The following is a 25,403-nucleotide window of genomic DNA, read 5'->3' on the forward strand; positions in this document are numbered from 1 at the left end:
TCATGGCGATCTGGAACCTTGGGTCGATCAACATCGACATGGTCTATTCGCTGCCGCATATGCCGCAGCCGGGCGAGACGCTGGCAGCCACTTCCTTTGATCAGGGTCTGGGCGGCAAGGGCGCAAATATGTCGGTTGCCGCCGCCCGCGCTGGGGCGCATGCCTGCCATATCGGGGCCATTGGTCCAGAGGGGAAATGGTGTGTGGATCGGTTGATGGAGTACGGTGTCGATACGCGCCATATCGTGCAAAGCGATACCGCGACCGGTCATGCCATCATCGCTGTGGATCCGGCCGGTGAAAATCAGATCATCCTCTATCCCGGTGCTAACCGTGGGCTTGGTGCCGATCAGATCGGCCAAGCACTCAGCGCGGCAAACGCAGGGGATATTCTGCTGATGCAGAATGAGACCAACATGCAGGCCGAGGCCGCAGAGATGGGGCGCAAACTGGGGCTGCGCGTCGCATATGCGGCGGCGCCTTTTGATGCGGCAGCGGTTCAGGCGGTTTTGCCCTTTGTGGATCTCTTGTTTCTCAACGAGGTCGAGGCGGCACAGCTTCAGGACGCCACAGGAAAACCACCTCAGGATCTGGGTGTCGACGATGTGATCGTGACACTCGGGGCTGAAGGCGCGCGCCATTTTGACGGTCGCACCGGCGCTGTGAGCGATGTGGCTGCGCAGAAGGTGACTGCAGTGGATACCACCGGGGCGGGGGACACATTCACCGGATATGTTCTGGCTGCGCTGGATCGCGGATTACCGATGGCGCAGGCCATGGCGCAGGCCTCGCGGGCCGGAGCCTTGATGGTTACACGTCACGGAGCGGCAGATGTTATCCCGGACCTCAAAGAGGTTCAGGACGCCAAATTCTGACGTCCCTGTTCTACAGAACCACCAAGAAGGGGGCCCTAGCGGCCCCTTTTTTATGAGTTATCAAAACCCGTAGCTTCCAATGAAAGGCGCATCGCGCCCCCAAAGCTCTGCAATTCGCGCGTCGCGCCCACAGGCTTTGCGATAGCGGACATAGGCCTTTGACTGGCGTAAGGGTCCAAAACGGGTCAGAACCAGACCCTCTCCCTTGTAGTAGTCCTGATGGTAGGCTTCGGCCTCATAGAAAGGCGAGGCTTCAAGAATTGGCGTTACAATCTGCTGCCCAAGCTCCGCCTCTGCCTCTGCTTTTACGGCTTGTGCAATGGCCTTTTCGTCTTCGTTAGAGACAAAAACAGCAGTCCTATACGGGGCGCCGCGATCGCAGAATTGACCCCCTGTATCCGTAGGATCAATGGATCGGAAAAACAGGTCCAAAAGGCTCTCGCGGCTGACGATGGTCGGATCGAAGAGGATTTTGACTGCTTCGTAATGTCCTGTGCGCCCACTGCCGATCTGTTTGTAGGTCGGGTTCTCAGTGGTACCACCAGTGTAGCCGGAAATCGCCTCTGACACGCCCCGCACGGATTCAAAATCGCTCTCGACACACCAGAAGCATCCGCCTGCAACAATGAGCGTGTCCTGAGTTTGCGCGCGCAACGCGCTGCCTTTGGTCAGGACGCCAACGATGATCAGCGCCGCCAATGTGAAATGTTTGAGTGTGTCCAGACGTCCCATGGCATCCTCCTGAAGCGCCGGCCTTTGCCGGTAAAGTCAGGATGCCTGATGGGAAAAACTCCGCCAAGATGATGACATCAGAAGTCACGCATCGGTGACGGCAATTTACCGTCATACCAAGAGATCAGAGCCAATGTTTCAGCCGATGAGCTTTCCAAGCTTCATCGCAACCCCCATATCGCCAGAGATCTTGATCTTGCCCATCATCACTGCCGTCATCGGGTTGAGCTGCCCGCGCAGCAGCTTTTTCAGATTTTCGGTCGAGAGCCGCAAGGTGCAATCGGTTGAAAGCTCGTCTGTCGTCACGCGACCATTGTCGAGAACAATCACCCCGTCTGAACCGCAGTCGAACTTCAAGGAGCCATCAAAGCTCTTGCCATCCAGACCCTTGCGGATGTCTGTCGCGATCTGTTCCAGCATGAGTTTCCCTCCCCATCACGTGTTTCTCACAGCCATAGGTTCAGGGCCGGGGATGTGACAAGCGTGACCAAGGGGAAGGACCGGGATTTGCTAGTCTGTCAGGTTTTGCGTCCAGTCGAGCGAATTGCCGGTATCGACCTCAAAAAAGCCGCCGGTCTTGTACCCGCGTGCGGTGCAATTTTCATCGCCGCGGATCGTAAAGACGTCGTTGATGTAGCAAAACGAGTAATCCCCGGTCCAGTTTCCGGTCTTACTCTCAGCGCGGATATAGTAGTAGCGGTTCTTCAGATCGCCAACGATCGGAATTGCACATTCCCCGGGTTGCAAGGTCCACCAACCTTCGGAGACCCATTCTTCACCGTCTTTGTAGCCGATTGAGGCGAAGGCCTCGTTGCCTGTTTCGTTGCAGATCTCGAAATCAGCCAGGGCAGCTGAGCCACAGACCACCATCAGGGCGCTGACGAGTAAAGGCTTCATTTTGCCCTCCGAACATAGGTTTCATGCCACTTCAAACCTAGCAAATTTGAGGCAGAGTGCGACAGGTCTTTTTGGACATAAATTTCCCAGTATCAGGAGAATCAGCCAATTTCACCGAGGGTCAGAGGGCAGGGAGTCCCTTCAAAGAACACTTTGATGATTTCGCCGCATTGTTTGGGCGCATCTGTTACGGCACCAAAGAGCGTCATCGAGGAGCGTAGTTTTTTGGCGTCGATCTCGCCGAGGATCTCTGCTGCGGTGGTGCCATTGCGCGCGAGCATCAGGTCGCATGCCGCAATCAGTCGCTCCCGCAGGACAGGATGCGCGAGGTAGGCCTGCGCTTCGTTCAGATCCTCGAGCCCATAGAGCTGCGACATATGAGATTGGCCGAGGCTGGCCAACTGGGGAAAGACGAACCACATCCAGTGGCTCGTCTTTTTCCCGGCTTTGAGTTCGGTGACGACATCAGTCCAGACAGCATCCTGAGCTTCGACAAACATGTCGAGCTCTTCTTCCAGATCCTCTTCTAAGAACTCTTCTTCGAAGTCGTCATCCATGCTCATTATTTTACTCGACGGTTGCGCGCTGCCAAAAGCTTCAGACGCAATGCGTTGAGCTGGATGAAGCCCTGCGCGTCTTTTTGATCGTAGGCGCCCGCGTCTTCTTCAAAGGTCACATGTGCCTCGGAATAGAGCGAGTGTTCGGACCAGCGACCAACCGTTTTTGCGGAGCCTTTGTAAAGCTTTACGCGTACGGTGCCGGTGACGTGCTTCTGGCTCTCATCAATCAGGGCCTGCAGCATTTCACGCTCCGGAGAGTACCAGAAGCCATTATAGATCAGCTCTGCATAACGCGGCATGATCGAGTCCTTGAGATGGCCCGCGCCGCTATCGAGGGTGATCTGTTCAATGCCACGGTGTGCTTCGAGCAGGATGTCGCCGCCCGGGGCCTCGTAGATGCCGCGGGATTTCATGCCGACAAAGCGGTTCTCGACGAAATCCAGACGGCCAATGCCGTGCTTGCGGCCATATTCGTTGAGCTTGGTCAGGATCGTCGCAGGCGACATGGCCTCGCCGTTGATCGCAACCGCATCGCCTTTTTCAAAGGTGATTTCGATGAACTCGGGCTCGTTGGGCGCATCTTCCGGGTTTACGGTACGCTGATAGACGTAATCGGGCGCCATTTCTGCCGGATCTTCCAGAACCTTACCCTCAGAGGAGGTGTGCAGCAGGTTTGCGTCGACCGAGAAAGGCGCCTCGCCACGCTTGTCCTTTGCAATCGGGATCTGGTTTGCCTCGGCAAATTCCAGCAGTTTGGTGCGCGAGGTCAGATCCCACTCGCGCCAAGGTGCAATCACCTTAATGTCGGGGTTCAGAGCATAGGCGGACAGCTCGAACCGGACCTGGTCGTTGCCCTTGCCGGTTGCACCATGGGACACGGCATCAGCGCCAGTTGCCTCTGCGATCTCGACAAGACGTTTGGAGATCAGCGGGCGCGCAATCGAGGTGCCCAGCAGGTAGAGACCTTCGTAGACCGCATTGGCACGGAACATCGGGAAGACGAAATCGCGGACGAACTCCTCGCGGATGTCCTCGATAAAGATGTTTTCGGGTTTAATGCCGAGAAGCTCTGCTTTTTTTCGTGCAGGCTCCAGTTCCTCGCCCTGGCCGAGATCGGCAGTAAAGGTGACAACCTCGCAGCCGTATTCGGTCTGCAACCATTTCAGGATGATCGAAGTATCAAGGCCACCGGAGTAGGCCAGCACAACTTTCTTGGGCGCGGACATGGGTTTTCCTCTTGGTCAGAACGCCAAGGGCCGTAGCGCCTTTTGCCGGAGGTTGCAAGGTTTACGGCTTTTCTGAACTGCTCAAGGTGATACTGTGGGAAGTAAGTCTATTGATACCGAGGATATTTAAGTGACTGGTTGGAAAATATTTTCTCATTCTTTGGGTATGGTACTGCGGAATCTGGGCTGGGCCGTGCAGATTGCCTTGGTCCCGGTTTTGATAGCTGTCGTCTGCATCGCGGCCCTATTGTGGACGCATGTCGGAGAGCTCATCGCTAGTATGGGACGGCAGGGCTATGTTCCCAGCGGTGCTTTCATCACCTCAATCTTGCTTAGCGTCGCCATTTTCATCATGGCGCAGCTTTGGGTGTTTGTGAATTGGCACCGCTTTGTGTTGCTGGAAGAATATCCAACGAGCTGGTTTCCAACTATTCACGGAGACCGCATGCTCGCCTATTTTGGAACAGGTCTTTTGCTCGGTCTCATCATGGCGCTCGCTTGGATTGCAGGGGGTATCTTTTCCTCGGTGGGTTCGGTACTCGGCTCACCCGTGATCAGCCTCTTAATTCTGTTCATTGTCATGGTCGGGGTAGGACTTCTTTTCTTCAGGTTGATGCCAACTCTTCCTGCTGCAGCAATTGGTAACACTCTGAGTTTGCGCGAGTCGTGGGAGGCGACGAAGGGAACTGCAGGAACGGCTGTCGTCCTGTTTATCGTGCTGGTCGGGATTCAGATAGTACTCCAGGCCGTTACAAATTTGTCGATTTACATCTTTGCGCCTCTTGGCCTCGTGTTCGCACTTGTCTCTGCATTGATCATGACACTGGTCAACGTGTCGATCTTGACCACTGTTTATGGCCACTACGTCCAGGGTCGTTCTATCTGAAACGGCTCCAACATCATGCGTGAAACGCTGCGCCCTCTTGCCTTGGGCGTGGCTTTGGGTCACGAAATCCATATGACCAACTTCAGAACCCAGGCCAAAGCGGCCGAGGCGGCGATGCGCGATGTCTTCCCGCCCACGCCGCTGCAACGCAACGAACTCCTGTCGCAGCGCTTTGGTGCGGAGATTTACCTCAAACGCGAGGATCTCAGCCCGGTGCGCTCCTACAAGATTCGCGGCGCGCTCAACGCGATGCGAAAGCAGACCAGCAAGGATCTGTTTGTCTGTGCTTCGGCGGGAAATCACGCGCAGGGCATGGCTTACATGTGTCGGCAAATGGACAAACGGGGTGTGATCTTTATGCCGGTGACCACACCTCAGCAGAAGATCCAGAAGACCCGCATGTTTGGCGGTGACAACGTCGAGGTGCATCTGATCGGGGATTACTTCGACGATACATTGTCCGCCGCGCAGGCGTGGTGCGCAGAAAAAGGAGGGTATTTCCTCTCTCCTTTTGACGACGCGGATGTCATCGAAGGTCAGGCATCAATCGCAGTGGAAATCGAGGCGCAACTCGGCAAGGCGCCGGATCATATCGTTCTACCGGTGGGCGGCGGGGGTATGTCCTCTGGCGTGGTTCGGTATTTTGGCGAGGATGTGCATGCGCTTCTTGTGGAGCCTGAGGGCGGCGCCTGCCTGAAGGCGGCGCTTGAGGCAGGTCATCCCACACCGCTCAACCGGGTGGATACCTTTGTGGACGGCGCCGCCGTTGGCAAAATTGGCGAGCGGCCTTTTGATATTTTGCGCAGCGTGCCGTTGCCGGATGTCCTGACTGTGTCAGAGGACCGGATCTGCACCACCATCCTCGAGATGCTCAATGTCGAAGGTATCGTTCTGGAACCTGCAGGCGCGCTCGCCGTCGAGGCGCTGGGCGACCTGCGCACATGGATTAAGGGTAAGACCGTGGTTTGTCTGACTTCCGGCGGGAACTTTGATTTCGAGCGACTGCCAGAGGTCAAGGAACGGGCGCAGCGCTATTCCGGGGTGAAGAAATACTTCCTGCTGCGCCTGCCGCAACGTCCCGGCGCGCTCAAGGAATTCCTGAACATTCTTGGGCCGGATGATGACATCGCACGTTTTGAATACATGAAGAAGTCTGCGCGCAACTTCGGCTCGGTCCTGATCGGGATCGAGACCAAGCGCCCAGAGAACTTCGCGCCGCTGTTTGCGCAACTGGATGCGGCGGGTTTCACCTACACCGACATCACAAATGACGAGACACTGGCGCAGTTCGTGATCTGAGAAGATGAAGCAACACGTTGCGCCGCGTCGTCTATGCCAGTTCTCGGACGTTTTGGAGGAAGCTCGTCTTGGAAGCTGTATAGCTCGACATCACCCGGGTCAGGTCGACCGCATCGGCCTGACCGGTAGCTGCCATCCGCTCACCCTGAAAGCAAAGATCAGAGAACTCTTGGAACCCAAGGTTGAGTGCACTGCCCTTGAGGAAATGCAGATCCTGCTCCAGCTGGGATCGGTCGCCGGATTTCAGCTTGTTTATGACGTCCTCAACTTCTTCGAGAAAGAGTTCGATCACCTCCTCAAAGCCGTCGTCTCCGACTTCTTCTTTCAACTCACGTACGCGTGGCCAATCAATCATTGTCTTCTTCCAGCAGCTTCGGGCGAGACACATCTAGCCTATGTCAAAGCGAGTAAAAGTATAGTAAAGAACAAAAAATCGACTAAAAGTTTATTTTTCATCAGCTATTAAGTTGATCAGGTGTTTTCTAAGAAGGTCACAAGGGGACACGCCGCGTTAATGAGGGATTGTCGGTGCTGCCAGAGCATTCAATTGAAGGTGAAGACGTGCCTGTAAGCGGGTCCATCCGACGAGTGTTGGTGGTGGACGATAGCCGCTTGCAGCGTCGAATCCTTGTCGCTTCCCTCAAGAAGTGGGGCTTTGACGTCGTCGAAGCCGAGAGCGGCGAGGATGCGATGGACATCTGCCGCGCCGATCCGCCTGATCTCATCCTGAGTGACTGGATGATGCCGGGGATGAACGGCATTGAATTTTGCCGCGCCTTTCGCGCCGACTCGCATGAAACCTATAGCTACTTTATTCTGCTGACCTCAAAGAGCGAGAAAAACGAAGTAGCAGAGGGGCTTGATGCCGGCGCGGATGATTTTCTGACCAAGCCTGTAAGCTCGGACGAGCTGCGCGCCCGTATCTCTGCGGGGGAGCGGATCCTGCGTATGCAGCGCGAACTCTTTGAGAAAAACCGGATTGTGTCGGAAACGCTGGATGAGTTGCAGACCGTATATGATGCGATCGACAAGGACCTTATTCAGGCCCGCAAGATCCAGGAATCTCTGGTTCCGGAGCTGACCCGTGCTTTCGGCGCGTCAGAGGTAAACCTGCTGCTGAAGCCCTGTGGACATATCGGTGGTGATCTGGTCGGAATGTTCTCGCCGGGGATCAATCGCCTCGGCTTTTACTCCATCGATGTTTCGGGACATGGCATCACCTCCGCGATGATGACCGCACGGCTGGGGGGCTATCTGTCCTCGACCTATTTCGACCAGAACGTCGGAATGGAAAAGAAATTCAACCGTTTCTACGCTCTGCGCCCCCCGGAAGAGGTTGCGAGTGTCCTGAATGCCCGTTTGATTGCCGACACCGGGATCGAAGAGTATTTCACGATGGCCTACTGCATCGCGGACCTGCGCACGGGCGTCATCAAGATGGTTCAGGCCGGCCATCCTCACCCACTGCTTTTGCGCGCGGATGGCTCGATGGAGTTCATTGGCAAAGGCGGGGTGCCGGTCGGGCTCGTGCCCGATGTTGCCTATGAGCAAGAAGAATTTGTGATGGAGAAGGGTGACAGGCTGCTTCTCTATTCAGATGGTTTCACAGAAGCGCATCTCAAAGACGGATCTATGCTCGACACCGAAGGCCTGGTCGAGTTGGTCAACCGCTGTGACCCAAGGCGCAGCGGCAAGGAATTCCTCGACGACCTCTATTGGCACCTCACGCAAGTGATGGGCGATGACAAAGGGCTGGAGGACGATATTTCTGCCACCCTGTTTGAGTTTCAAGGCCCTTAGGGGCAGTCAAACATACCGCGCCAGCAGCGCCGCAAAATGTCGATCCCCCGCGTTACCCAGAACCGAAACTGCGTCATTGACCGGCATCCACAATGCGCGGTGACCCGCTTCAACGGGGGCGCTGCGCTGCAGGACGGGGCGGGCGCAATAAATATGACACAGTTTTTCGGCCCAGAGGTCATACTCCGGCATGTAGACGAACCGACGAAATGCGCCGATGCGTCGGGGACTGGCGATGGCCCAACCCGTCTCTTCATAGACCTCGCGATGGAGCGCAGGCAGCGGCGATTCGCCCGGATCGATCCCGCCGCCAGGAAGCTGGATATCGGGCGCCGGACTATACTGGCAGGTCAACAGCAACTGACCATCGCGGGGCAGCAGAGCATACGCGCCGGGGCGCAGCCGATAGGTTTGATCCCTGCGCGGCACCTCTCCAAAACGTCTGATCACCTCTCTCCCCTTCACTCTGATGCTGAAAAGCCTATATAGCGTCGGTATGCCAACAGCCGGCCGTTAAGGAAACCCCATGACACTTGGTTCAAAAATCGCGTGGGACGACACCGTCCTGCCCTTCCAGCTTGATGCATCCGACATGCGTGGCCGCGTGGCGCGGCTGGACGGTGTGTTGGATGGTATCCTGAAACAACACAATTATCCGCAACCGGTCGAGGCACTGGTGGCTGAGATGGCGCTGCTTACTGCGCTGATCGGTCAGACCATGAGCCTGCGTTGGAAGCTGTCTTTGCAAGTTCAGTCCAAGGGAGCGGTGCGGATGATTGCTACCGATTACTACGCCCCCGAAAAGGAAGGCGAGCCTGCCCGAATTCGCGCCTATGCGAGTTTTGACGCTGATCGTATCACGGATGGCGCTCCTTTTGCCCAACTGGGCGATGGCTACTTCGCAATCCTGATCGATCAGGGTGGAGGAACGAAGCCCTATCAAGGGATTACGCCGCTGGCGGCAACGTCTTTGTCGGAATGTGCGCAGGCCTATTTTGCGCAGTCCGAACAGCTGCCGACGCGTTTTTCGCTCAGCTTTGGCAAGTCCTCCGAGCCGGGCAAGCCCGAGCACTGGCGCGCAGGTGGCATCATGCTGCAGCATATGCCCAAGGCCTCTCCGTTCGCCGCTGAGGCCAGTGGCACTGGGGATGTCTTGACCGCCTCTGATCTGGTCTCCGGCGAAGAAGAAGAAAACTGGAATCGCGTCAACATCTTGCTGGAAACGGTCGAAGATCTTGAGCTGATCGGCCCCTCGGTATCGCCCAGCGAGCTGCTTTTGAGGCTGTTCCATGAGGAGCGGCCACGGGTTTATGACGCGCAATCTGTCCGTTTCGGCTGCACATGCTCCGAAGAACGGGTGCGACAGAGCCTGTCGATCTATTCCGCAAAGGATATCGGAACAATGACCACCGAGGACGGGCGCGTCACCGCGGATTGTCAGTTCTGCGGCGCGCATTACGATCTTGATCCGGCGACGGTTGGTTTCGACGCGGCAGGGGACTGATCCCGTTGAGCGCGCTTGCGGAGACCATCGCCAAGGCGCTGACACGCGCTCGCACGGAAACGTCGGATTTCGATCTAAACCCGGAAACCGTGCTGCCTGCGGGGCGGAAGTTGCGCCCCGCGGGTGTGCTCGTCGGAATTGAGACCTACGGCGCAGTGCCACAGGTCGTCCTGACAAAGCGCTCCTCCGTGCTCAAACACCACCCCGGCCAGATTGCCTTTCCCGGTGGCAAAGTGGACCCAACGGACAATGACGCGACTGCTGCCGCCCTAAGGGAAGCGTGGGAAGAAATCGCGTTGCCGCGAGAGCTGCCTCGAATCCTCGGTCATTTGCCCTGCCACGAAACCGTGACAGGGTTTCAAGTGACCCCCGTGGTTGCGGTCATAGATCAGCCGTTCGAGGCTCGTGCCGAGGCGGGCGAAGTGGCAGAGGTCTTTCGGGTGCCGCTTTCTCATGTTCTTGATATTGAACGATATCAGATACAATCTCGACGCTGGCGCGGCACAAAACGGTTCTACTTTGCGGTGCCATTTGGCCCCTATTACATCTGGGGGGCAACCGCGCGTATGTTGCGCGGATTTGCTGCGATCATGGACACTCGATGAAGATTGATGAACCCTGGCTCCATTCTCCTGCGACGCGCAAACTCTGCGATGCGCTGACCTCTGCCGGAGCGGAAATCTATTTCGTCGGCGGTTGCGTGCGCAATGCCCTCCTTGGGGAGCCTGTTTCGGATCTCGACCTTTCCACCAGCGCGACACCGCAATATGTCACCGAGGCTGCGGAGCAAGCGGGTCTTAAGGTCATACCAACTGGGATCGAGCACGGCACTGTCACGGTGGTGGTGGATGGAGACCCCTTTGAAATTACTACCTTTCGCAGGGATGTCGCGACCGATGGGCGCCGGGCGGTCGTAGCATTTGCCACGGAGATCTTAGAGGACGCGCGACGGCGCGACTTCACAATGAACGCCCTCTATGCGCGCCCCACTGGCGAAATTGTCGACCCTCTCTCGGGGTTCGAAGACCTCAGGGCGCGCCGGGTGCGGTTTATCGGGGACGCCACGCGACGGATCCAAGAGGACTACCTGCGCATCCTGCGATATTTCCGTTTTCACAGCTGGTATGGCGATGCCGAGGCCGGGTTTGACCCCGAGGCATTGGCTGCGATCGCCGCTACGCAGGAGGGGCTGGATCATCTATCGCGTGAGCGGGTTGGCGCAGAGATCATGAAGCTTCTGTCTTCGTCCAACCCAGCGCCCTCGGTCGCGACCATGCGTCAGATCGGTGTGCTGGCGCATGTCTTGCCTGGTGCGGATGACCGTGCGCTTGCCCCCCTTATTCATCTCGAGGCAGATCTGCCAGCAGAGGCGGAAACGCGCCTTGCAGCACTTGGTGGAGAAGATCTTCAAAATACCCTTCGACTGAGCAAGGCGAGCGCGGCGCGCGTCACGCTCTTACGGACGCTTGCGACCGGGACCGCCACTGCGGCAGAGATTGCCTATCGTCAAGGTGTCGACACGGCAAAACGCGCCATGATGTTGCGGTCGGCATTGTTTGAGATGCCAGTTTTGCCCGATCTAGAGTCTGATATTGCACTTGGTGCAGTCGCTGAGTTCCCGATTTCAGCCAAAGATCTGATGCCTCATGTGCAGGGTGCAGCACTTGGACGAGCGCTTAGAACGCTCGAAGCAGAGTGGATCAGGAGTGGTTTTCAAAGCGACAGGGAAACGCTTTTGAAGCGGCTGCCGGATCTCAACTAAGTGCCTTGAACGATGCCATGGATTGAAACGCGTGACAAAGCGCGCGGGTCACGCTACCCATAAAGCGTGGAACACACATGGCAGGAGGAATGCTGATGTATTACGGGATCTGGAACGACATTTAACGTCCGAGTCCTGCCCGTAGGGTGAATCGGGGACTTCGGTCGCCGCCTTTTACCATGCCTATCGCATTCTTCCAGACTTGCTCAATTTGATGGAGCAGCCCCATGTTTCGCTTCTTTGAAAATCTCATAAACCCCTATTGCGACTATCCGGAAACGGATGTTCCACCGACCCGGCTCTGGCCATTCATGCGAGAGTACGCCCGTCCTTTCCGGTCTGTCTTTTGGATGGCGGGGCTGATGTCCATTGTTGTCGCCGCAATCGAAGTTGGCTTGATCTCTTATATGGGGCGGGTTGTGGACATCCTTGCAGGCCCCCCGGAGGAAGTCTGGGCCACGCATGGCACAGAGCTGATCGGGATGGCCCTGTTCATCCTCTTGGTGCGACCGGTGTTGCAGCTGGTGGATGTGTTGCTGCTCAACAATACGATTTTGCCGAACTTCGGCACGCTGATCCGCTGGCGCGCGCATAAACATGTCCTGCGGCAGTCCGTGGGTTGGTTTGAAAACGATTTTGCAGGGCGCATCGCCAACCGTATCATGCAAACGCCGCCCGCTGCGGGCGAGGTCGTATTTCAGGTCTTTGATGCGATCACCTTTGCGCTGGCTTATCTGATCGGTGCGGCGGTATTGCTCTGGGGTGCTGATCCACGTCTGTTGATGCCGCTCATCATCTGGTTTGTGCTATATGCAGCCCTGATCCGTTGGACCATCAAGCGGGTGGGACCGGCGAGCCAGGCCGCATCGGATGCGCGTTCCACTGTGACCGGGCGGGTTGTGGACAGCTATTCCAACATTCATTCAGTGAAAATGTTTGCCCACCACAGCCGCGAGCTCGACTACGCCAAAGATGCCATCGAGAACACGCGCCGCACCTTTCAGGCGGAAATGCGGATCTTTACGATCATGGATGGCGTTCTTGTGTTGTTGAATGGCCTCCTGATTGTCGGGGTTGTGGGTTGGGGCATTGCGCTCTGGATGCAGGGACTGGCTTCGGTGGGAGTTGTGGCAGCTGCAACCGCCTTGACGCTGCGGCTGAACGCGATGACCGGATGGATCATGTGGGCACTTACCAGCTTCTTCCGTCAACTCGGGGTCGTGGCCGAAGGCATGGAAACGATTGCGCAACCCATCGAGTTGGTGGACACCGAGGATGCCAAACCTTTGCATCTCAGTAAAGGAGAGATCACCTTTGACGCGCTGTCTCATCACTACGGGCGGGGCGCGGGCGGGCTTGATCGGCTTAACCTTACGATCCACCCGGGAGAAAAGGTCGGCCTTGTTGGGCGCTCTGGTGCTGGCAAGTCCACCCTCGTGATGCTGCTGCTCAGGTTCTATGACCCCGAGGAAGGGCGCATTCTGATCGACGGGCAGGATATATCGCAGGTGCTTCAGGATAGCCTGCGCCAGCATATCGGGATGGTGCAGCAAGACAGCTCGCTCCTGCATCGCTCGGTCTGCGATAATCTTCTCTATGGTCGCCCCGATGCATCCGAAGAAGAGATGATCGCAGCTGCCCAGAAGGCTCACGCGCATGACTTCATTCTTGATCTCGAAGACCCCCAGGGGCGCAAGGGATATGACGCCCATGTCGGCGAACGTGGGGTGAAGCTCTCCGGTGGGCAGAGACAGCGGGTGACGCTGGCGCGTGTAATTTTGAAAGATGCACCCATCCTTTTGCTGGACGAGGCGACCTCTGCGCTCGACTCAGAGGTCGAGGCCGCCATCCAGGAGACGCTCTATGGCATGATGGAGGGCAAAACGGTGATCGCCATCGCGCATCGACTTTCGACCATCGCGCAGATGGACCGGATTTTGGTGCTCAATGAGGGAAAAATCGTCGAACAGGGTACACACGAAGCGCTTTTGTCAGAGGGTGGCCTATATGCACAGTTCTGGGCGCGCCAATCGGGCGGGTTCCTGAATATAGAGGCCGCAGAATGAAGCTTGGAAACCTGATCGACGCATTTCAACCCGCTGATGGTCCGCCGCCACAGACATTGGGGGCGTTCTTGCGCTGGTGTCTCTCCGGCGCTTGGCCAATGCTGGTAATTGCGGCGATCTGCTCTGCGCTTGCGGGCGGGATGGAGGCGGGAACGGCCTTTATCCTCGGCAAGGTGATCGACACAGCGATTGCCAGCGGGCCGGAGGGGTTCTTTGGTGCCAATATTGGGGTCATTTTCGCAGCTTTGGCGTTTTTCTTGCTCCTCAGGCCTCTGCTCTTTGGCCTCTCTGCGGCGACCAACGCGATCATTTTGCAGCCGAACGTCAATCCATTGGTTCTATCGCGCCTCAATCGTTGGACATTGGGGCAGTCCGTCCGTTTCTTCGACGATGATTTCGCTGGTCGTATCGCACAAAAGCAGATGCAGACCGCCAGCGCCGTGACCTCCGTTGTGACCGAAGTCATCAATGTGGTCGCCTTTGCATTGGCGTCGCTTGTGGGGGCGATGGTGTTGCTCGGTTCCGTCGATCTGCGCATCACCCTGCTGTTTGTGGTCTGGTTGGTTGCGTATTTTGCCCTGATCCGCTGGTTTTTGCCGCGCATCCGGAAAAAGTCGGCCCATCGTGCGGGCGCGCGTGCCAATGTGTCCGGGCAGGTGGTCGACACCATCACCAACATCAAGACGGTACAGCTATTTGCGCATTCTGCGCATGAGGAACGCAGCGCCCAGGATGCCATGGTGACATTTCGCGACCGGGCGCTCGAATTTGGGTATCTGTCGGCCGCTTTCCGATTCTGTCTGATGACCCTTGCCGGGGTCTTGCCCGTGCTTTTGATCGGTGCTGCGCTGTGGCTGTGGCAAAACGGAAGCGCCAGCGAAGGGGATATCGTTGCGGCTGGCGCTGTCTCTATCCGTATTGCGCAAATGACGGGCTGGGTGAGCTTCACCTTGATGGCGATCTACTCCAACGTCGGAGAGGTCGAGAACGGTATGAAGACTCTGACGCGCCCGGATCGCATCGAGGATCGGCAGGACGCCGAAGGACTTCGGGTGACATCGGGACAGATCGTGATCGAGGATCTGGGCTTTCGCTATGGGCGCGACATCGGAGGGATCTCCGATCTGTCACTGGCGATACAACCGGGCGAAAAACTCGGTATTGTTGGCGCGTCCGGAGCTGGAAAATCGACACTGGTTTCGCTTCTTTTGCGGCTCTATGAGGCGGAAAAGGGCCATATCCTGATTGATGGCGCGGATATCTCCAGAGTGAGCCAGGATTCGCTTCGCAGCCAGATCGGTATGGTCACGCAGGAAACGGCGATGTTCAATCGCTCGGCGCTCGACAACATTCTCTATGGCCGTCCGGATGCAAGCCGCGACGATGTGATTGCCGCTGCCAAGGCGGCCGAAGCGGATGCCTTCATCGCGGATCTCGAAGACGCACAGGGCCGCACCGGGTATGACGCCTTTCTCGGCGAGCGCGGTGTGAAGCTTTCTGGTGGGCAGCGCCAAAGGATCGCGCTTGCCCGTGCCATTCTGAAAGATGCGCCCATCCTGGTCCTCGACGAGGCGACATCTGCGCTCGATTCGGAGGTTGAGGCATCCATCCAATCTGCTCTGACGCGGGTGATGGATGGCAAAACCGTGCTAGCGATCGCGCACCGCCTGTCAACGCTGACGGAAATGGATCGAATTGTTGTTATGGATCAGGGGCGCATCATCGAGCAGGGCAGCCACGAGCAGCTGCTGGAGCGCAACGGGCTCTATGCGCAGTTCTGGAACCGGCAGTCTGGCGGTTTCATTCGCACCCAAGACGCGCCAAGCGCCGCCGCACAGTAATTTGGATCCGCGCGTTTTCGGACTTTTGCCAAAGCTGCGCGCGCGGTAAGGCAGACCCATGACAGACGCAGCCAGAACCACAGCCACGATCGAACGTTTGGGACACCAGGGCGACGGAATTGCTCCTGGGCCTATCTATGTGCCCCGAACCCTCCCAGGAGAGCGCGTCACCGGCGTTCTTGAGGGGCAGAACATGACCGATATTCGGATCGAGGATCCCTCCGAGCACCGGGTCCAGGCCCCGTGTCGCCATTACAAATCCTGCGGAGGCTGCCAACTTCAGCATGTGAGTGATGAGTTTGTGGCGCAGTGGAAGGTCGAGATCGTTCGAAATGCGCTGCTTTCGCGCAAGTTAGAGACTGATTTTCGCCCGATCCAAACCTCGCCCACGCACTCGCGCCGGCGCGCAACCCTGACTGTGAAGCGCACCAAAAAAGGCGCAATGGCAGGGTTTCACGGACGTGCATCGGACGTCATTACGGCCATCCCCGACTGTCACCTGCTTGCACCCGAACTGATCGCCGCCCTGCCGATGGCCGAAGATCTCGCGCTGATCGGTGCAAGCCGCAAGGCGCCGCTGTCGGTCACCATCACAACATCGCAGGCCGGACTCGATGTTTTGGTCAAAAATGGCAAGCCGCTCGACGGTCCCCTGCGCATTCAGCTGGCGCAGGCGGTGGACCGTCACAGCCTTGCCCGTCTCACATGGGATGACGAGCTGTTGGCGATGGAGCAGTCACCAACGCAAGCCTTTGGTGGTGCGAATGTCTGCCCGCCACCGGGTGCTTTTCTGCAAGCCACACCCGAAGGTGAATCGGCGCTTGTGGCTGCGGTACGCGAAGGCGTCGGTGACGCGCGGCGTATTGTCGACCTTTTTGCCGGGGCGGGCACGTTCTCGCTCCCCTTGGCGCAAACCGCCGAGGTTCACGCGGTCGAGGGTGAGCGCGAGATGATGCAGGCGCTGGAACTAGGCTGGCGCAAGGCGCAAGGTCTTAAGAAAGTCACGACCGAGACCCGCGACCTGTTTCGCAATCCGCTTTTGGTGGAGGATCTACGCCAATTTGGAAAGGTCTATGATGCGGTTGTCATCGACCCGCCCCGCGCAGGCGCAGAAGCTCAGATCGCGCAGCTGGCCAAAGCAAAACTGCCTCTGATCTCTTATGTGTCCTGCAATCCGGTCACATTTGCGCGCGATGCCGAAGTTCTGGTTGCGGCAGGCTACAAATTGAATTGGGTGCAGGTTGTTGACCAGTTTCGTTGGTCATCGCATACGGAGCTGGCAGCCTCATTCAGCCTGACCTGACCGCAAACCAAAAGGAGCGCAGTTTACATGATTGATCGATTGAAATCCGTATTGGACAGCGATGGATTCAGCCGCTTCATCACCGCGGTCATCCTTGTCAACGCGGTGACATTGGGGATGGAGACCTCCGATACGATCATGCAGCGCATGGGACAGCTGGTTTTGTTGATCGACAAGGTCTGCCTGATCATCTTTGTGACAGAGATCGCTGCCAAGCTTTTGGTGCGCCGACACAGGTTCTTTTTGAGCGGCTGGAACATCTTTGATTTCCTGATTGTCGGCGTTGCGCTTGTGCCGGGCGCGCAAGGGTTCTCTGTGCTTCGGGCGCTGCGTATCCTGCGCGTGCTGCGCGTGATTTCGGTCGCGCCCCGTTTGCGCCGCGTGGTGGAGGGGTTCATCACTGCCTTGCCGGGTATGGGATCGGTGTTCCTGCTGATGGCGATCATCTTCTACATTGGTGCCGTCATGGCGACGAAGCTCTTTGGAGACAGCTTTCCAGACTGGTTCGGCAGTCTTGCGCTTTCGGCTTATTCGCTGTTCCAGATCATGACGCTTGAGAGCTGGTCGATGGGAATCGTGCGCCCGGTGATGGACATCTACCCCTATGCCTGGGCGTTCTTTGTGCCCTTCATTATGGTCACGACCTTTGCGGTGGTGAACTTGCTTGTGGGTTTGATCGTGAACTCGATGCAGGATGCCCATTCCGAAGAAGAGGGCGAGCGCACCGATGCCTATCGCGATCAGGTCCTGTCGCGGCTCGAGGCCATCGAGGCGAGTCTTGCTCGGTTGCAGGACGACAAGACGCAAAAGTGATTATCATTTGTTAACCAAGTTTGCTCTAACATTAAGGCAAGAGCTCAAAACTAAACGAGTGGACAGATTAGACGATGCACAGGCGCACATTCGGGGCAGGCATGCTCGCAACGCTCGGAGCAGCAGGCTGTTCGAGCGGCCCCCAAATACGGCGGTATAACGGCCCACCGGTGACTTCGATCGTAGTCAACAAGGGCAGCCGCAAGATGTACCTGCTGAATGAGAGCAAGGTACTCACAGAGTATAAGGTTGGGCTGGGGTTCGCACCGGTTGGGCACAAACAGGTCGAAGGCGATGGGCGCACCCCAGAAGGAACTTACCTCATCGACCGACGCAATCCGCGCAGCCAGTTCTACCTGTCGCTCGGGATCTCCTATCCCAATTCGGCCGACCGGGCTCATGCCAGATCTCTGGGCGCCAGCCCCGGCGGTGATATTTTTATCCATGGCGAGCCCAATGACCGCGCAGATCGCCGCCGCGCGGCACGGGTGCGCGACTGGACGGCAGGTTGCATCGCCGTAACCAACGATGAGATCGAAGAAATCTGGTCGATGGTCAACAATGGGACCCTGATCACGCTCCGGGCCTGACAGGGTTTAGACAGGCTCAACCTCACAGAAGAAACACAAAGGCCGCTCTCGAAGTGAGGCGGCCTTTTGGATTTGGAACCTTGGTGGTGTGAGTTGATGCTCTGGCTTATTGAGCCATCAGCAGGGTCCACCAGATCTTGCCGTTTTGCTCTTGGAACCAAGAGAACCCCATATTGCGCGCGTTGGGATCCATGATCACGGCGCGAGTGCCGCCGTCTTCCATCCAAGCGGTAAGGGTTTGAACTTCGTTCTCGTAGGTTTCCGAGATGTTTTCGCCAAGGAGCGTGCCCTCATAGCCAACGCGTGCCACGCGATCGAGCGGTGACGAGCCATCGGAGCCAAAGTGCCAAGGGCGGTTTTGCACTGACATATCTCGCGAATGCGTCGCGGCGGCGGCGTTCAACTTGCTATCGAGTTGTACCGGCGGGTTTCCTGCAGCTTCGCGCAGTGCGTTCACCGAATCGAGCATACGAAACTGCGTGCGCTCTTCGTTGCGAATCTTGTAGACACCGGATCCGGTTGCACTGCCATCGTTGCCGGTCGTACATGCCGCAAGGACAAAGCTCGTCAATGTCGCCAGAATCAGGAATACGCGTGTCATTCTAAATCCTAAAAGTGTTCGATGAGAGCGTCCCATAACTTTCCTGTGACTTATAGGCAAACCCGGCGGGGTCACATTCGCGAGATTTCGGGGGATTGAATTGCGACTGCGGCATTCCAGCCATAGACTGCTCAGATCCAGAGCCCCTCAGCCAGAGAGTACCTTCTGATGACACGTAAAATCCCATTTTTAACGTCGCGCCGGCAGTTTCTTGCCGGGTCCGCATCGCTTCTGGCCTCTCCTGCGCTTGGCCAGTCGCTTCCTGATGTAGAAGAGCCGGCATTTGATCCGCTGCGCCCCCCGCCGGAGCCGGAACCCAATGTGAAGCGGAATATTTCCTCTTTCCGCGCCAAAAGCTGGAAACCCTATTTTGACAACCTGCGTCGCGGAGCGATCCTTGTGGATATCGACAGCCGTGCACTGCATTTCTGGTCCGAGGATCAGAGCGTTTACAAGCTTTTCCCCTCTTCGGTACCGCTCAGCGATGATCTGACCCGCCGTGGCCGCACACGCGTCGTGCGCAAGGTCGAAGGGCCAAGCTGGGCGCCGACCCCCAACATGCGCAAGCGCAACCCCGAATGGCCCGCCTACATTCCCCCGGGGCCGGACAATCCGCTTGGATCACACGCGCTCTACCTCAGTTGGCAGTACTACCGAATCCACGGCACCCACGACACGCGCAAGATCGGGCGAAAGTCTTCGAACGGCTGCATCGGTCTCTACAATGAGCATATCGCAGAGCTTTATAAACTTACCCGTTCGGGCACGCAGGTGTTGCTAATTTGACGACAACAAGCGCAAGCTGGAACAGTGAGAATTAACAAGCAATTGCAATCCGGTTGGAAACCCGCTTAGTAAAACTTACGAGGTAAGTCTTGAGTGCGCACATCATATATGTGTGCTGTGCGCGTATTCTGGAGGTTATAATATGAAGAAACTCGTTATCGCTGCCGCTCTGGTCGCTGCCGCTTCCGCCGCATCCGCTGGCAACCTGGCAGAGCCGATTGTTGAAGCACCGGTCATCATCGAAGAAGCAACCGGTTCTTCTTCCGGCATGCTCCTGCCGCTGCTGCTGCTGGTCATCGTGGCCGCTGCTGCTGCAAGCAACTAATCGTTGCCAAAAGAATAAAAGAGGCGGCTGGAACCCCAGCCGCCTTTTTTTGTGTCCACAGGTTTGTGGTCGGGCGTTGCTTGGGGGTTACGCCTCAAGCCATCCTTTGAGGTTGTTGCGGATCACGCTTGAAAGCGCGGCAATATGCGCTTCGCTGTCGTTCAGGCAAGGAATGTAGGTGAATTCTTCGCCGCCCGCGTGTTCAAAACTCTCGAAAATCTCCTCATTGATCTCCTCCAGAGTCTCGATGCAATCCGCCGAGAAGGCCGGAGCGATCACGGCGATGTTCTTCTTGCCCTGTTTCGCCAGTTCGGCGACATGCTCAACCGTGTAGGGGCGCAGCCATTCCTCTGGACCAAAGACAGACTGGAACGTGGTCATGATCTTCGATTCGTCCCAACCCAGGCGCTCGCGCAGCAGGCGCGTCGTCTTTTGGCACTGGCAGTGATAGGGATCGCCCTGCATCAGGTAGCGCTTTGGCATGCCATGATAGGAACAGACCAGGATATCCGGGGTCTTGTCCAGTTTGGCATAGGCGTCTTCCACGGATCTGGCGAGCGCATCAATGTATTCGGGTTGGTCGAAGTAGGGCTCGATCGTACGTACGGCGGGTTGCCAGGGCTGCTCCATCAGCACACGGAAGAACTGATCATTTGCAGTTGCAGAGGTCGCCCCCGCATAGTGCGGATAAAGCGGAACAAAGAGGATCTTGCGGCAGCCAGCGGCAATCATCTTCTCTACCTTGGATTTGGTGGAGGGATTGCCGTAGCGCATGCAGAAATCGACCATGACCTGATCGCCATAGAGCTCTTCCATCGCCTTGGCCATGGCGTTGGTCTGATCCTTGGTGATCGTCATCAATGGGCTTTCGCCCCGCTCATGGTTCCAGATCGACTTGTACGCTTCGCCAGAGGCAAAGGGGCGTTTGGTCAGGATGATCAGCTGCAGGAGCGGCTGCCATTTCCAGGACGGGTAGTCGATCACACGTTTGTCCGAGAGAAACTCGTTCAGATAGCGCCGCATCGGCCAATAGCTGTAGTGATCCGGGGTGCCGAGGTTTGCGAGCAGGATCCCGACCTTTTCCGCCTTGACCGGCGGATGATCCGCAGGGGCATTGTCAGGGCGGGTCGCAGTTGAGGTCGCATCCAGCATGGGCAGTGTCCTGTGTGGTATCGAATGAATATCTGTCTGTGTCTAAGTCTTTACGAGCGGAAAGGCCAATTAGATCACCTCACTGCGGCTATTGGCTCCGCTTATCGCTCGCTATCTGGCAGTTTGACTTCGGGCACTTTCAGCGCGTCCGCGAGCCGGGTTTTTGCAGATCCCGGTCGCAGGGGTTGCGGTTGGCTGTCGGCAGGGGACCATCCGGTGAGGCATACCAGCTCGAAGGTCGCCATGCGCTTGCCATCGTCAGCGGCAAAATTTTGCGCGTAGATGTGATCCGCAAGGTGAAACAGGCTCCGGCGCGTCGGTGTGCGGAGCCTGTCTGACATCGTGTTGGTTTCGCCCATGGCGCGCAGGTCATGCATCAGATGAGTGAGATCACGGTAATGCACCGTCAAGGGCACCAGATCCGCCACGGGGAGCGCAAAGCCTGCGCGTTGCAGCAAGGCGCCGAGATCACGGATCTCGCCCATCGGGGCCACCCTCGGGGAAAGGCCCCCACTCACATAGGTCTCCGCTTCGGCGAGCGCACTGCGCAATTCGTGCAGGGTTTGGCCGCCAAGCGTGACAACCAGCAGCAGCCCGTCTTCCTGCAAGGCGCGGCGGCATTGGATCAGCTGTCCGACGGGATCATTGGCGCAGTGCAGTGCCATCACATGAATCACCAGATCATGCGCCTGTGGCTCCAGATCCAGAACATCATGATCTTCGACTATTTTGGCGCCGGGCAGCAGATCTTTCCAAGGCTCCGCAAAAGGCGCGATAATCGCGGGCTTGGTAAAGACTCTCTTAACCATGCTGAGCCGATCCTCGATTTCGTCTCTGGCCATGTCGTGCAGGAACATCGCCTCCGGTTTGCGCCGGGCGCGACGCAGTCGAAGTGCATCACGGTCAAAGATCTGGGGATGAGCCATCGGTTCTTTTGTCATGAGGTGTACCTATGACGTTGCGGGCACGGATTCAAACAGCAGTTTCACTCGTCTACCCTGCACGCTGCCTGAACTGCGGCGGGCTGGTCGAGAGCGACTTTGGCCTGTGTGGCGCGTGTTGGCGTGACACCACCTTTATTTCAGGGCTCGTATGCGAAGGATGCGGTGCGCCGCTCCCGGGCGAGGATGACGGACAGATGGTTCATTGCGACGCTTGCCTGCGTGCGCCGGGTGAATGGGACCGGGGGCGGGCGGCTCTGGTTTACACGGGACAGGGTCGCCGGTTGGTGCTGGCACTGAAACACGGTGACCGAACCGACCTGGTGCGCCCTGCGTCTGCGTGGATGGCGCGGGCTGCACGCGTGCTCTTGAGCCCAAAGCCCCTACTGGTGCCGGTTCCGCTTCATTGGACGCGGCTGCTGCACCGCCGGTACAATCAATCCGCCTTGCTGGCCCAGGCGATCGCGGCACGTGAGGAATGCGACTGTTGTCCCGATGCGCTGATCCGTGTTGCAAAAACGCCCATGCTCGAAGGGTACTCGCGCTCGGAGCGTCGCGCGCTCCTGAGTGACGCCATACGTCCCAATCCCCGGATGGCGTCGCGATTAAAGGGCAGGCGGGTGCTGCTCGTGGATGATGTCATGACCAGCGGATCGACGCTTTCGGCTTGTGCGCGCGCCTGTATGGATGCAGGCGCAAAAAGCACAAATGTCGCTGTTCTCGCCCGGGTCACGGGCTCGTGAAAACTCTGGCAAAGCTTGATAAAGGTGCCCACATGGCGCAAAACCCACAAGCAACGCCTATGGAGACCCACATGAAACCGGTCGAAATCTACACTTCTCCCCTCTGCGGTTTTTGTCACGCCGCGAAACGCCTTTTGAACCAGAAAGGTGTGAGCTTTTCCGAGGTCGACGTTCTGGCAAATCCTGACCGCAAGTCTGAGATGATCCAGCGCGCCAATGGCGGTCGCACGGTGCCGCAGATCTTTGTTGGCGACATTCACGTGGGCGGTTGTGACGAGCTTCACGCTCTGGACCGGGCAGGGAAGCTCGACTCGCTGCTGGCGTCCTGATCCGATGGTTCGGATTGCGCTCCTGCAGATGACGTCTTCCGACTTGCCGGAAGAGAACCTTGCAGCGGCGCGCGAAATGATCGCGCGCACGGCCGCTGCAGGGGCGCAGTTTGTGTTGACGCCAGAGGTCACCAATTGCCTCTCGACCAGCCGGACACAGCAACAGGCTGTTTTGCATCCCGAAGAGAACGACCCCACCCTTGCCGGTCTGCGTGATGCGGCTCGGCAGCATGGGGTTTGGCTGTCGATCGGCTCTCTTGGGGTGAAAACCACCGATGCGGACGGCCGGTTTGCCAACCGGCAGTTTCTGATTTCCCCCGATGGCGAGATCAAGGCGCGCTATGACAAGATCCACATGTTTGATGTGGAGGTCACGCCTGAAGAGACCTATCGCGAATCCGATGGCTACCGCCCTGGAACCCGCGCCGTGCTTGCGGACGCTGGATTTGCAAAGATCGGTATGACGATCTGTTACGATGTGCGCTTTCCTGCGTTGCATCGTCGTCTTGCCCAAGCCGGGGCAGAAATCATCACGGCGCCGGCTGCCTTCAGTCATGTGACGGGAGCAGCGCATTGGCACAGCCTCCTGCGGGCGCGGGCGATTGAAACCGGGTGTTTCGTGCTTGCCGCTGCGCAGACGGGGGTTCACGACACCAGTCGTGGCGCTGCCCGCCAGACCTATGGGCATTCGCTTGCCGTTGCCCCTTGGGGCGAGATTTTGGCGGATGCTGGCACCGAAACTGGAATTACCTGCGTTGACCTCGATCTCGAAGCGGTGAAAAAGGCGCGCAAACGCGTCCCGTCTCTGACGCACGACCGGGAGTTTGACGGACCCTGATGGATGAGAAGCATTCCCTTGCGATTTCGCTCTTCAGCGAGATTCTTATGGCGGACCAATTGGCCCGTGCTCGGCTGAGCAAGGCTCTGCCCAAAGGGATGGAGCTTTCGCATTTTTCTGTACTCAATCATCTGACACGCGCGGGACTTGAGCGTTCTCCGGCGCAGTTGGCGAAAACATTTCATGTGACTCGCGGCGCGATGACCAACACGATCTACAAGCTCGAAGTTGCAGGGTTTGTGCATGTGCGCCCGGATTGGGATGATGCGCGCCGTAAAATGGTGGCCATCAGCCCCGCAGGCCGCAAAGCGCGGGATGCTGCGCTTGCCTCGATCATTCCGATGATTTCCGAAGTCGTGAGCGAATTGGGCGGAGACCGTGTGCGCGCTGCGCTTCCTATCTTGCGCGAGTTTCGTGGCAAGCTTGAGGTCGGAGAGTGACGTCCTGAAACGCACATTCTCCTCGGACCAAACAAAAAGAGCGTCGGGTAATTCCGACGCTCTTTTTTCTGGAGGGGCCGTGAGTGGTGTGAGTGAGTCTCCAATTTATACGCTGCACCGGGCCGATATGCTTGTGGAGCTGGGTGTCCGAGCCAGTGACGCGTCATGCAGACGACATTATCCGCCTATCAAAGCCTGCACAACGACGCGATGGGATGCGCAACTATACTAAAGTATATGGCCCGATTCCGCACAAGCGACAGAAGCGCCATTTTACCATATATCGTTGCTGATTTTATGAATCACCTAGGATTTTGTGCTCGCAGTGACATAGTTCACGCTCAGATCACGGTCGGAGATCGACCATTTCCACAGGATCGGATTGAACACGAACCCTTTGCGATCCACCGGATTGAGGCCGGCCTGTTCCAACAGTGCGAACAGTTCATCAGGGGTGATGAATTTGGACCATTCATGCGTCCCGCGCGGCAACCAGCGCATGACCACCTCGGCACCGAAGATCGCCATCGCATAGCTTTTGGGGTTTCGATTGATGGTCGAGCAGATCTGTAGCCCGCCCGATTTCAAGAGCTGCTGTGTAGCGGTCAGATAACTGAGCGGATCCGCCACGTGCTCCACCACTTCCATATTGAGAACGACGTCGAACTGTTCGCCAGCTTCGGCCATGGCTTCGGCTGTGGTATGGCGATAGTCGATCTCGAGCCCCGATTGCTCGGCATGGATTCGCGCGACCGGCAGATTGCCTTCCGCTGCGTCTGCACCAACCACCTCGGCGCCGAGCCGTGCCATGGGTTCGCTCAAAAGGCCGCCGCCGCACCCGATATCGAGAATGCGCAAGCCCGCAAAAGGGGCATCTGTTTTCAGGTCTCGGTCAAATTCACCTGCAATCTGAGACGTAATATAGTCCAGACGACAGGGGTTTAGCATGTGCAGAGGCTTAAACTTCCCGTTTGGATCCCACCATTCTGCCGCCATCGCCTCGAACTTCGCGATCTCGGAGGGGTCTACCGTGGACTGTTGCGCTTGCATTCCTGTCTCCGTGTGTTTTCTTGTGTGTTCAGAGGACAACTTAG

General features: G+C 57.4%; 29 protein-coding genes. 18 read left to right on the top strand and 11 right to left on the bottom strand.

Annotated features, from left to right (window positions below; all coding sequences use genetic code 11):
* Positions 1-2 precede the first annotated feature (2 nt).
* Positions 3-875, top strand: coding sequence for a ribokinase (locus TM1040_RS18850; RefSeq protein WP_011540191.1), 873 nt, complete (start codon positions 3-5; stop codon positions 873-875).
* A gap of 60 nt (positions 876-935) precedes the next feature.
* Here TM1040_RS18850 and msrA read toward each other — a convergent pair whose 3' ends face one another.
* From msrA to TM1040_RS18875, 5 genes are all read right to left on the bottom strand, one after another.
* Positions 936-1,607, bottom strand: coding sequence for a peptide-methionine (S)-S-oxide reductase MsrA (gene msrA / locus TM1040_RS18855; protein ID WP_011540192.1), 672 nt, complete (start codon positions 1,605-1,607; stop codon positions 936-938).
* Positions 1,608-1,745: 138 nt separating this feature from the next.
* Positions 1,746-2,027 (bottom strand): SCP2 sterol-binding domain-containing protein, encoded by a 282-nt coding sequence (locus TM1040_RS18860; RefSeq protein WP_011540193.1) that lies wholly within the window; start codon positions 2,025-2,027, stop codon positions 1,746-1,748.
* Positions 2,028-2,117: 90 nt separating this feature from the next.
* On the bottom strand, positions 2,118-2,504 hold the full coding sequence (locus tag TM1040_RS18865; RefSeq protein ID WP_011540194.1) for a DUF1036 domain-containing protein: 387 nt from the start codon (positions 2,502-2,504) through the stop codon (positions 2,118-2,120).
* Between the two features lie 101 nt (positions 2,505-2,605).
* Entirely contained in the window at positions 2,606-3,067 is a 462-nt protein-coding gene (locus TM1040_RS18870) for a DUF1810 domain-containing protein (RefSeq protein ID WP_011540195.1), read from the bottom strand.
* Positions 3,067-4,290 (bottom strand): argininosuccinate synthase, encoded by a 1,224-nt coding sequence (locus TM1040_RS18875; RefSeq protein ID WP_011540196.1) that lies wholly within the window; start codon positions 4,288-4,290, stop codon positions 3,067-3,069. The genes TM1040_RS18870 and TM1040_RS18875 overlap by 1 nt, the downstream gene beginning before the upstream one ends.
* Before the next feature lie 130 nt (positions 4,291-4,420).
* Between TM1040_RS18875 and TM1040_RS18880 the strand changes: the two genes are divergently transcribed.
* Together TM1040_RS18880 and ilvA are read left to right on the top strand one after the other, a co-directional pair.
* On the top strand, positions 4,421-5,176 hold the full coding sequence (locus TM1040_RS18880) for a hypothetical protein (protein ID WP_011540197.1): 756 nt from the start codon (positions 4,421-4,423) through the stop codon (positions 5,174-5,176).
* A 72-nt stretch (positions 5,177-5,248) separates the two neighbouring features.
* Positions 5,249-6,475, top strand: a complete 1,227-nt coding sequence (gene ilvA, locus TM1040_RS18885) for a threonine ammonia-lyase IlvA (RefSeq protein WP_011540198.1) — start codon at positions 5,249-5,251, stop codon at positions 6,473-6,475.
* A gap of 31 nt (positions 6,476-6,506) precedes the next feature.
* Here the strand turns inward: ilvA and TM1040_RS18890 are convergent, their stop codons facing one another.
* Entirely contained in the window at positions 6,507-6,830 is a 324-nt protein-coding gene (locus TM1040_RS18890; protein ID WP_044026952.1) for an Hpt domain-containing protein, read from the bottom strand.
* 173 nt (positions 6,831-7,003) lie between these two features.
* On the opposite strand from TM1040_RS18890, the gene TM1040_RS18895 reads away from it, so the two are divergent.
* Positions 7,004-8,275 carry a PP2C family protein-serine/threonine phosphatase gene (locus TM1040_RS18895; RefSeq protein ID WP_011540200.1) on the top strand — a complete coding sequence of 424 codons (1,272 nt, stop codon included), beginning with the start codon at positions 7,004-7,006 and terminating at the stop codon, positions 8,273-8,275.
* A gap of 6 nt (positions 8,276-8,281) precedes the next feature.
* Here TM1040_RS18895 and TM1040_RS18900 read toward each other — a convergent pair whose 3' ends face one another.
* Positions 8,282-8,725 carry an NUDIX hydrolase gene (locus TM1040_RS18900; protein ID WP_011540201.1) on the bottom strand — a complete coding sequence of 148 codons (444 nt, stop codon included), beginning with the start codon at positions 8,723-8,725 and terminating at the stop codon, positions 8,282-8,284.
* Between the two features lie 76 nt (positions 8,726-8,801).
* Between TM1040_RS18900 and TM1040_RS18905 the strand changes: the two genes are divergently transcribed.
* The 8 genes from TM1040_RS18905 to TM1040_RS18940 all read left to right on the top strand — a co-directional run bounded on the left by TM1040_RS18905 (position 8,802) and on the right by TM1040_RS18940 (position 18,154).
* Positions 8,802-9,779, top strand: coding sequence for an Hsp33 family molecular chaperone HslO (locus TM1040_RS18905; RefSeq protein WP_011540202.1), 978 nt, complete (start codon positions 8,802-8,804; stop codon positions 9,777-9,779).
* A gap of 5 nt (positions 9,780-9,784) precedes the next feature.
* Positions 9,785-10,384, top strand: coding sequence for a CoA pyrophosphatase (locus TM1040_RS18910; RefSeq protein WP_011540203.1), 600 nt, complete (start codon positions 9,785-9,787; stop codon positions 10,382-10,384).
* Positions 10,381-11,541 (top strand): CCA tRNA nucleotidyltransferase, encoded by a 1,161-nt coding sequence (locus TM1040_RS18915; protein WP_011540204.1) that lies wholly within the window; start codon positions 10,381-10,383, stop codon positions 11,539-11,541. The genes TM1040_RS18910 and TM1040_RS18915 overlap by 4 nt, the downstream gene beginning before the upstream one ends.
* 227 nt (positions 11,542-11,768) lie before the next feature.
* The gene (locus tag TM1040_RS18920; RefSeq protein WP_011540205.1) at positions 11,769-13,607 is read left to right on the top strand and encodes an ABC transporter ATP-binding protein; all 1,839 of its coding nucleotides are present in this window, start codon (positions 11,769-11,771) and stop codon (positions 13,605-13,607) included.
* Positions 13,604-15,448 carry an ABC transporter ATP-binding protein gene (locus TM1040_RS18925; RefSeq protein ID WP_011540206.1) on the top strand — a complete coding sequence of 615 codons (1,845 nt, stop codon included), beginning with the start codon at positions 13,604-13,606 and terminating at the stop codon, positions 15,446-15,448. The genes TM1040_RS18920 and TM1040_RS18925 overlap by 4 nt, the downstream gene beginning before the upstream one ends.
* A 58-nt stretch (positions 15,449-15,506) precedes the next feature.
* Positions 15,507-16,751: a class I SAM-dependent RNA methyltransferase gene (locus TM1040_RS18930; RefSeq protein WP_011540207.1), complete on the top strand. Its 1,245-nt coding sequence runs from the start codon at positions 15,507-15,509 to the stop codon at positions 16,749-16,751.
* Positions 16,752-16,778: 27 nt separating this feature from the next.
* Positions 16,779-17,564 (top strand): ion transporter, encoded by a 786-nt coding sequence (locus tag TM1040_RS18935; protein WP_011540208.1) that lies wholly within the window; start codon positions 16,779-16,781, stop codon positions 17,562-17,564.
* A 74-nt stretch (positions 17,565-17,638) separates the two neighbouring features.
* Positions 17,639-18,154, top strand: a complete 516-nt coding sequence (locus TM1040_RS18940; protein ID WP_044026953.1) for a L,D-transpeptidase family protein — start codon at positions 17,639-17,641, stop codon at positions 18,152-18,154.
* 106 nt (positions 18,155-18,260) lie between these two features.
* Here the strand turns inward: TM1040_RS18940 and TM1040_RS18945 are convergent, their stop codons facing one another.
* Complete coding sequence (locus tag TM1040_RS18945) at positions 18,261-18,755, bottom strand: CAP domain-containing protein (protein ID WP_044026955.1); 495 nt, start codon at positions 18,753-18,755, stop codon at positions 18,261-18,263.
* A gap of 168 nt (positions 18,756-18,923) precedes the next feature.
* On the opposite strand from TM1040_RS18945, the gene TM1040_RS18950 reads away from it, so the two are divergent.
* Together TM1040_RS18950 and TM1040_RS18955 are read left to right on the top strand one after the other, a co-directional pair.
* Entirely contained in the window at positions 18,924-19,541 is a 618-nt protein-coding gene (locus TM1040_RS18950) for a L,D-transpeptidase (RefSeq protein ID WP_011540211.1), read from the top strand.
* Positions 19,542-19,683: 142 nt separating this feature from the next.
* Positions 19,684-19,866, top strand: a complete 183-nt coding sequence (locus tag TM1040_RS18955; RefSeq protein ID WP_011540212.1) for a hypothetical protein — start codon at positions 19,684-19,686, stop codon at positions 19,864-19,866.
* Positions 19,867-19,953: 87 nt separating this feature from the next.
* Here the strand turns inward: TM1040_RS18955 and hemH are convergent, their stop codons facing one another.
* Entirely contained in the window at positions 19,954-21,018 is a 1,065-nt protein-coding gene (gene hemH / locus TM1040_RS18960) for a ferrochelatase (protein ID WP_011540213.1), read from the bottom strand.
* 101 nt (positions 21,019-21,119) lie between these two features.
* The gene (locus tag TM1040_RS18965; RefSeq protein WP_011540214.1) at positions 21,120-21,959 is read right to left on the bottom strand and encodes a hypothetical protein; all 840 of its coding nucleotides are present in this window, start codon (positions 21,957-21,959) and stop codon (positions 21,120-21,122) included.
* Between the two features lie 11 nt (positions 21,960-21,970).
* Between TM1040_RS18965 and TM1040_RS18970 the strand changes: the two genes are divergently transcribed.
* From TM1040_RS18970 to TM1040_RS18985, 4 genes are all read left to right on the top strand, one after another.
* Complete coding sequence (locus TM1040_RS18970) at positions 21,971-22,702, top strand: ComF family protein (RefSeq protein WP_011540215.1); 732 nt, start codon at positions 21,971-21,973, stop codon at positions 22,700-22,702.
* A 71-nt stretch (positions 22,703-22,773) separates the two neighbouring features.
* Positions 22,774-23,031, top strand: coding sequence for a glutaredoxin 3 (grxC, locus tag TM1040_RS18975; protein ID WP_011540216.1), 258 nt, complete (start codon positions 22,774-22,776; stop codon positions 23,029-23,031).
* A 4-nt stretch (positions 23,032-23,035) separates the two neighbouring features.
* Positions 23,036-23,869: a carbon-nitrogen hydrolase family protein gene (locus tag TM1040_RS18980; protein ID WP_011540217.1), complete on the top strand. Its 834-nt coding sequence runs from the start codon at positions 23,036-23,038 to the stop codon at positions 23,867-23,869.
* On the top strand, positions 23,869-24,309 hold the full coding sequence (locus TM1040_RS18985) for a MarR family winged helix-turn-helix transcriptional regulator (RefSeq protein WP_011540218.1): 441 nt from the start codon (positions 23,869-23,871) through the stop codon (positions 24,307-24,309). Before TM1040_RS18980 ends, TM1040_RS18985 begins: the two co-directional genes overlap by 1 nt.
* Positions 24,310-24,615: 306 nt before the next feature.
* Here the strand turns inward: TM1040_RS18985 and ubiG are convergent, their stop codons facing one another.
* Positions 24,616-25,359, bottom strand: coding sequence for a bifunctional 2-polyprenyl-6-hydroxyphenol methylase/3-demethylubiquinol 3-O-methyltransferase UbiG (gene ubiG, locus TM1040_RS18990; RefSeq protein ID WP_011540219.1), 744 nt, complete (start codon positions 25,357-25,359; stop codon positions 24,616-24,618).
* Positions 25,360-25,403: the final 44 nt, after the last annotated feature.

Origin of the sequence: Ruegeria sp. TM1040 (assembly GCF_000014065.1) — a bacterium.
Classification (GTDB): domain Bacteria; phylum Pseudomonadota; class Alphaproteobacteria; order Rhodobacterales; family Rhodobacteraceae; genus Epibacterium.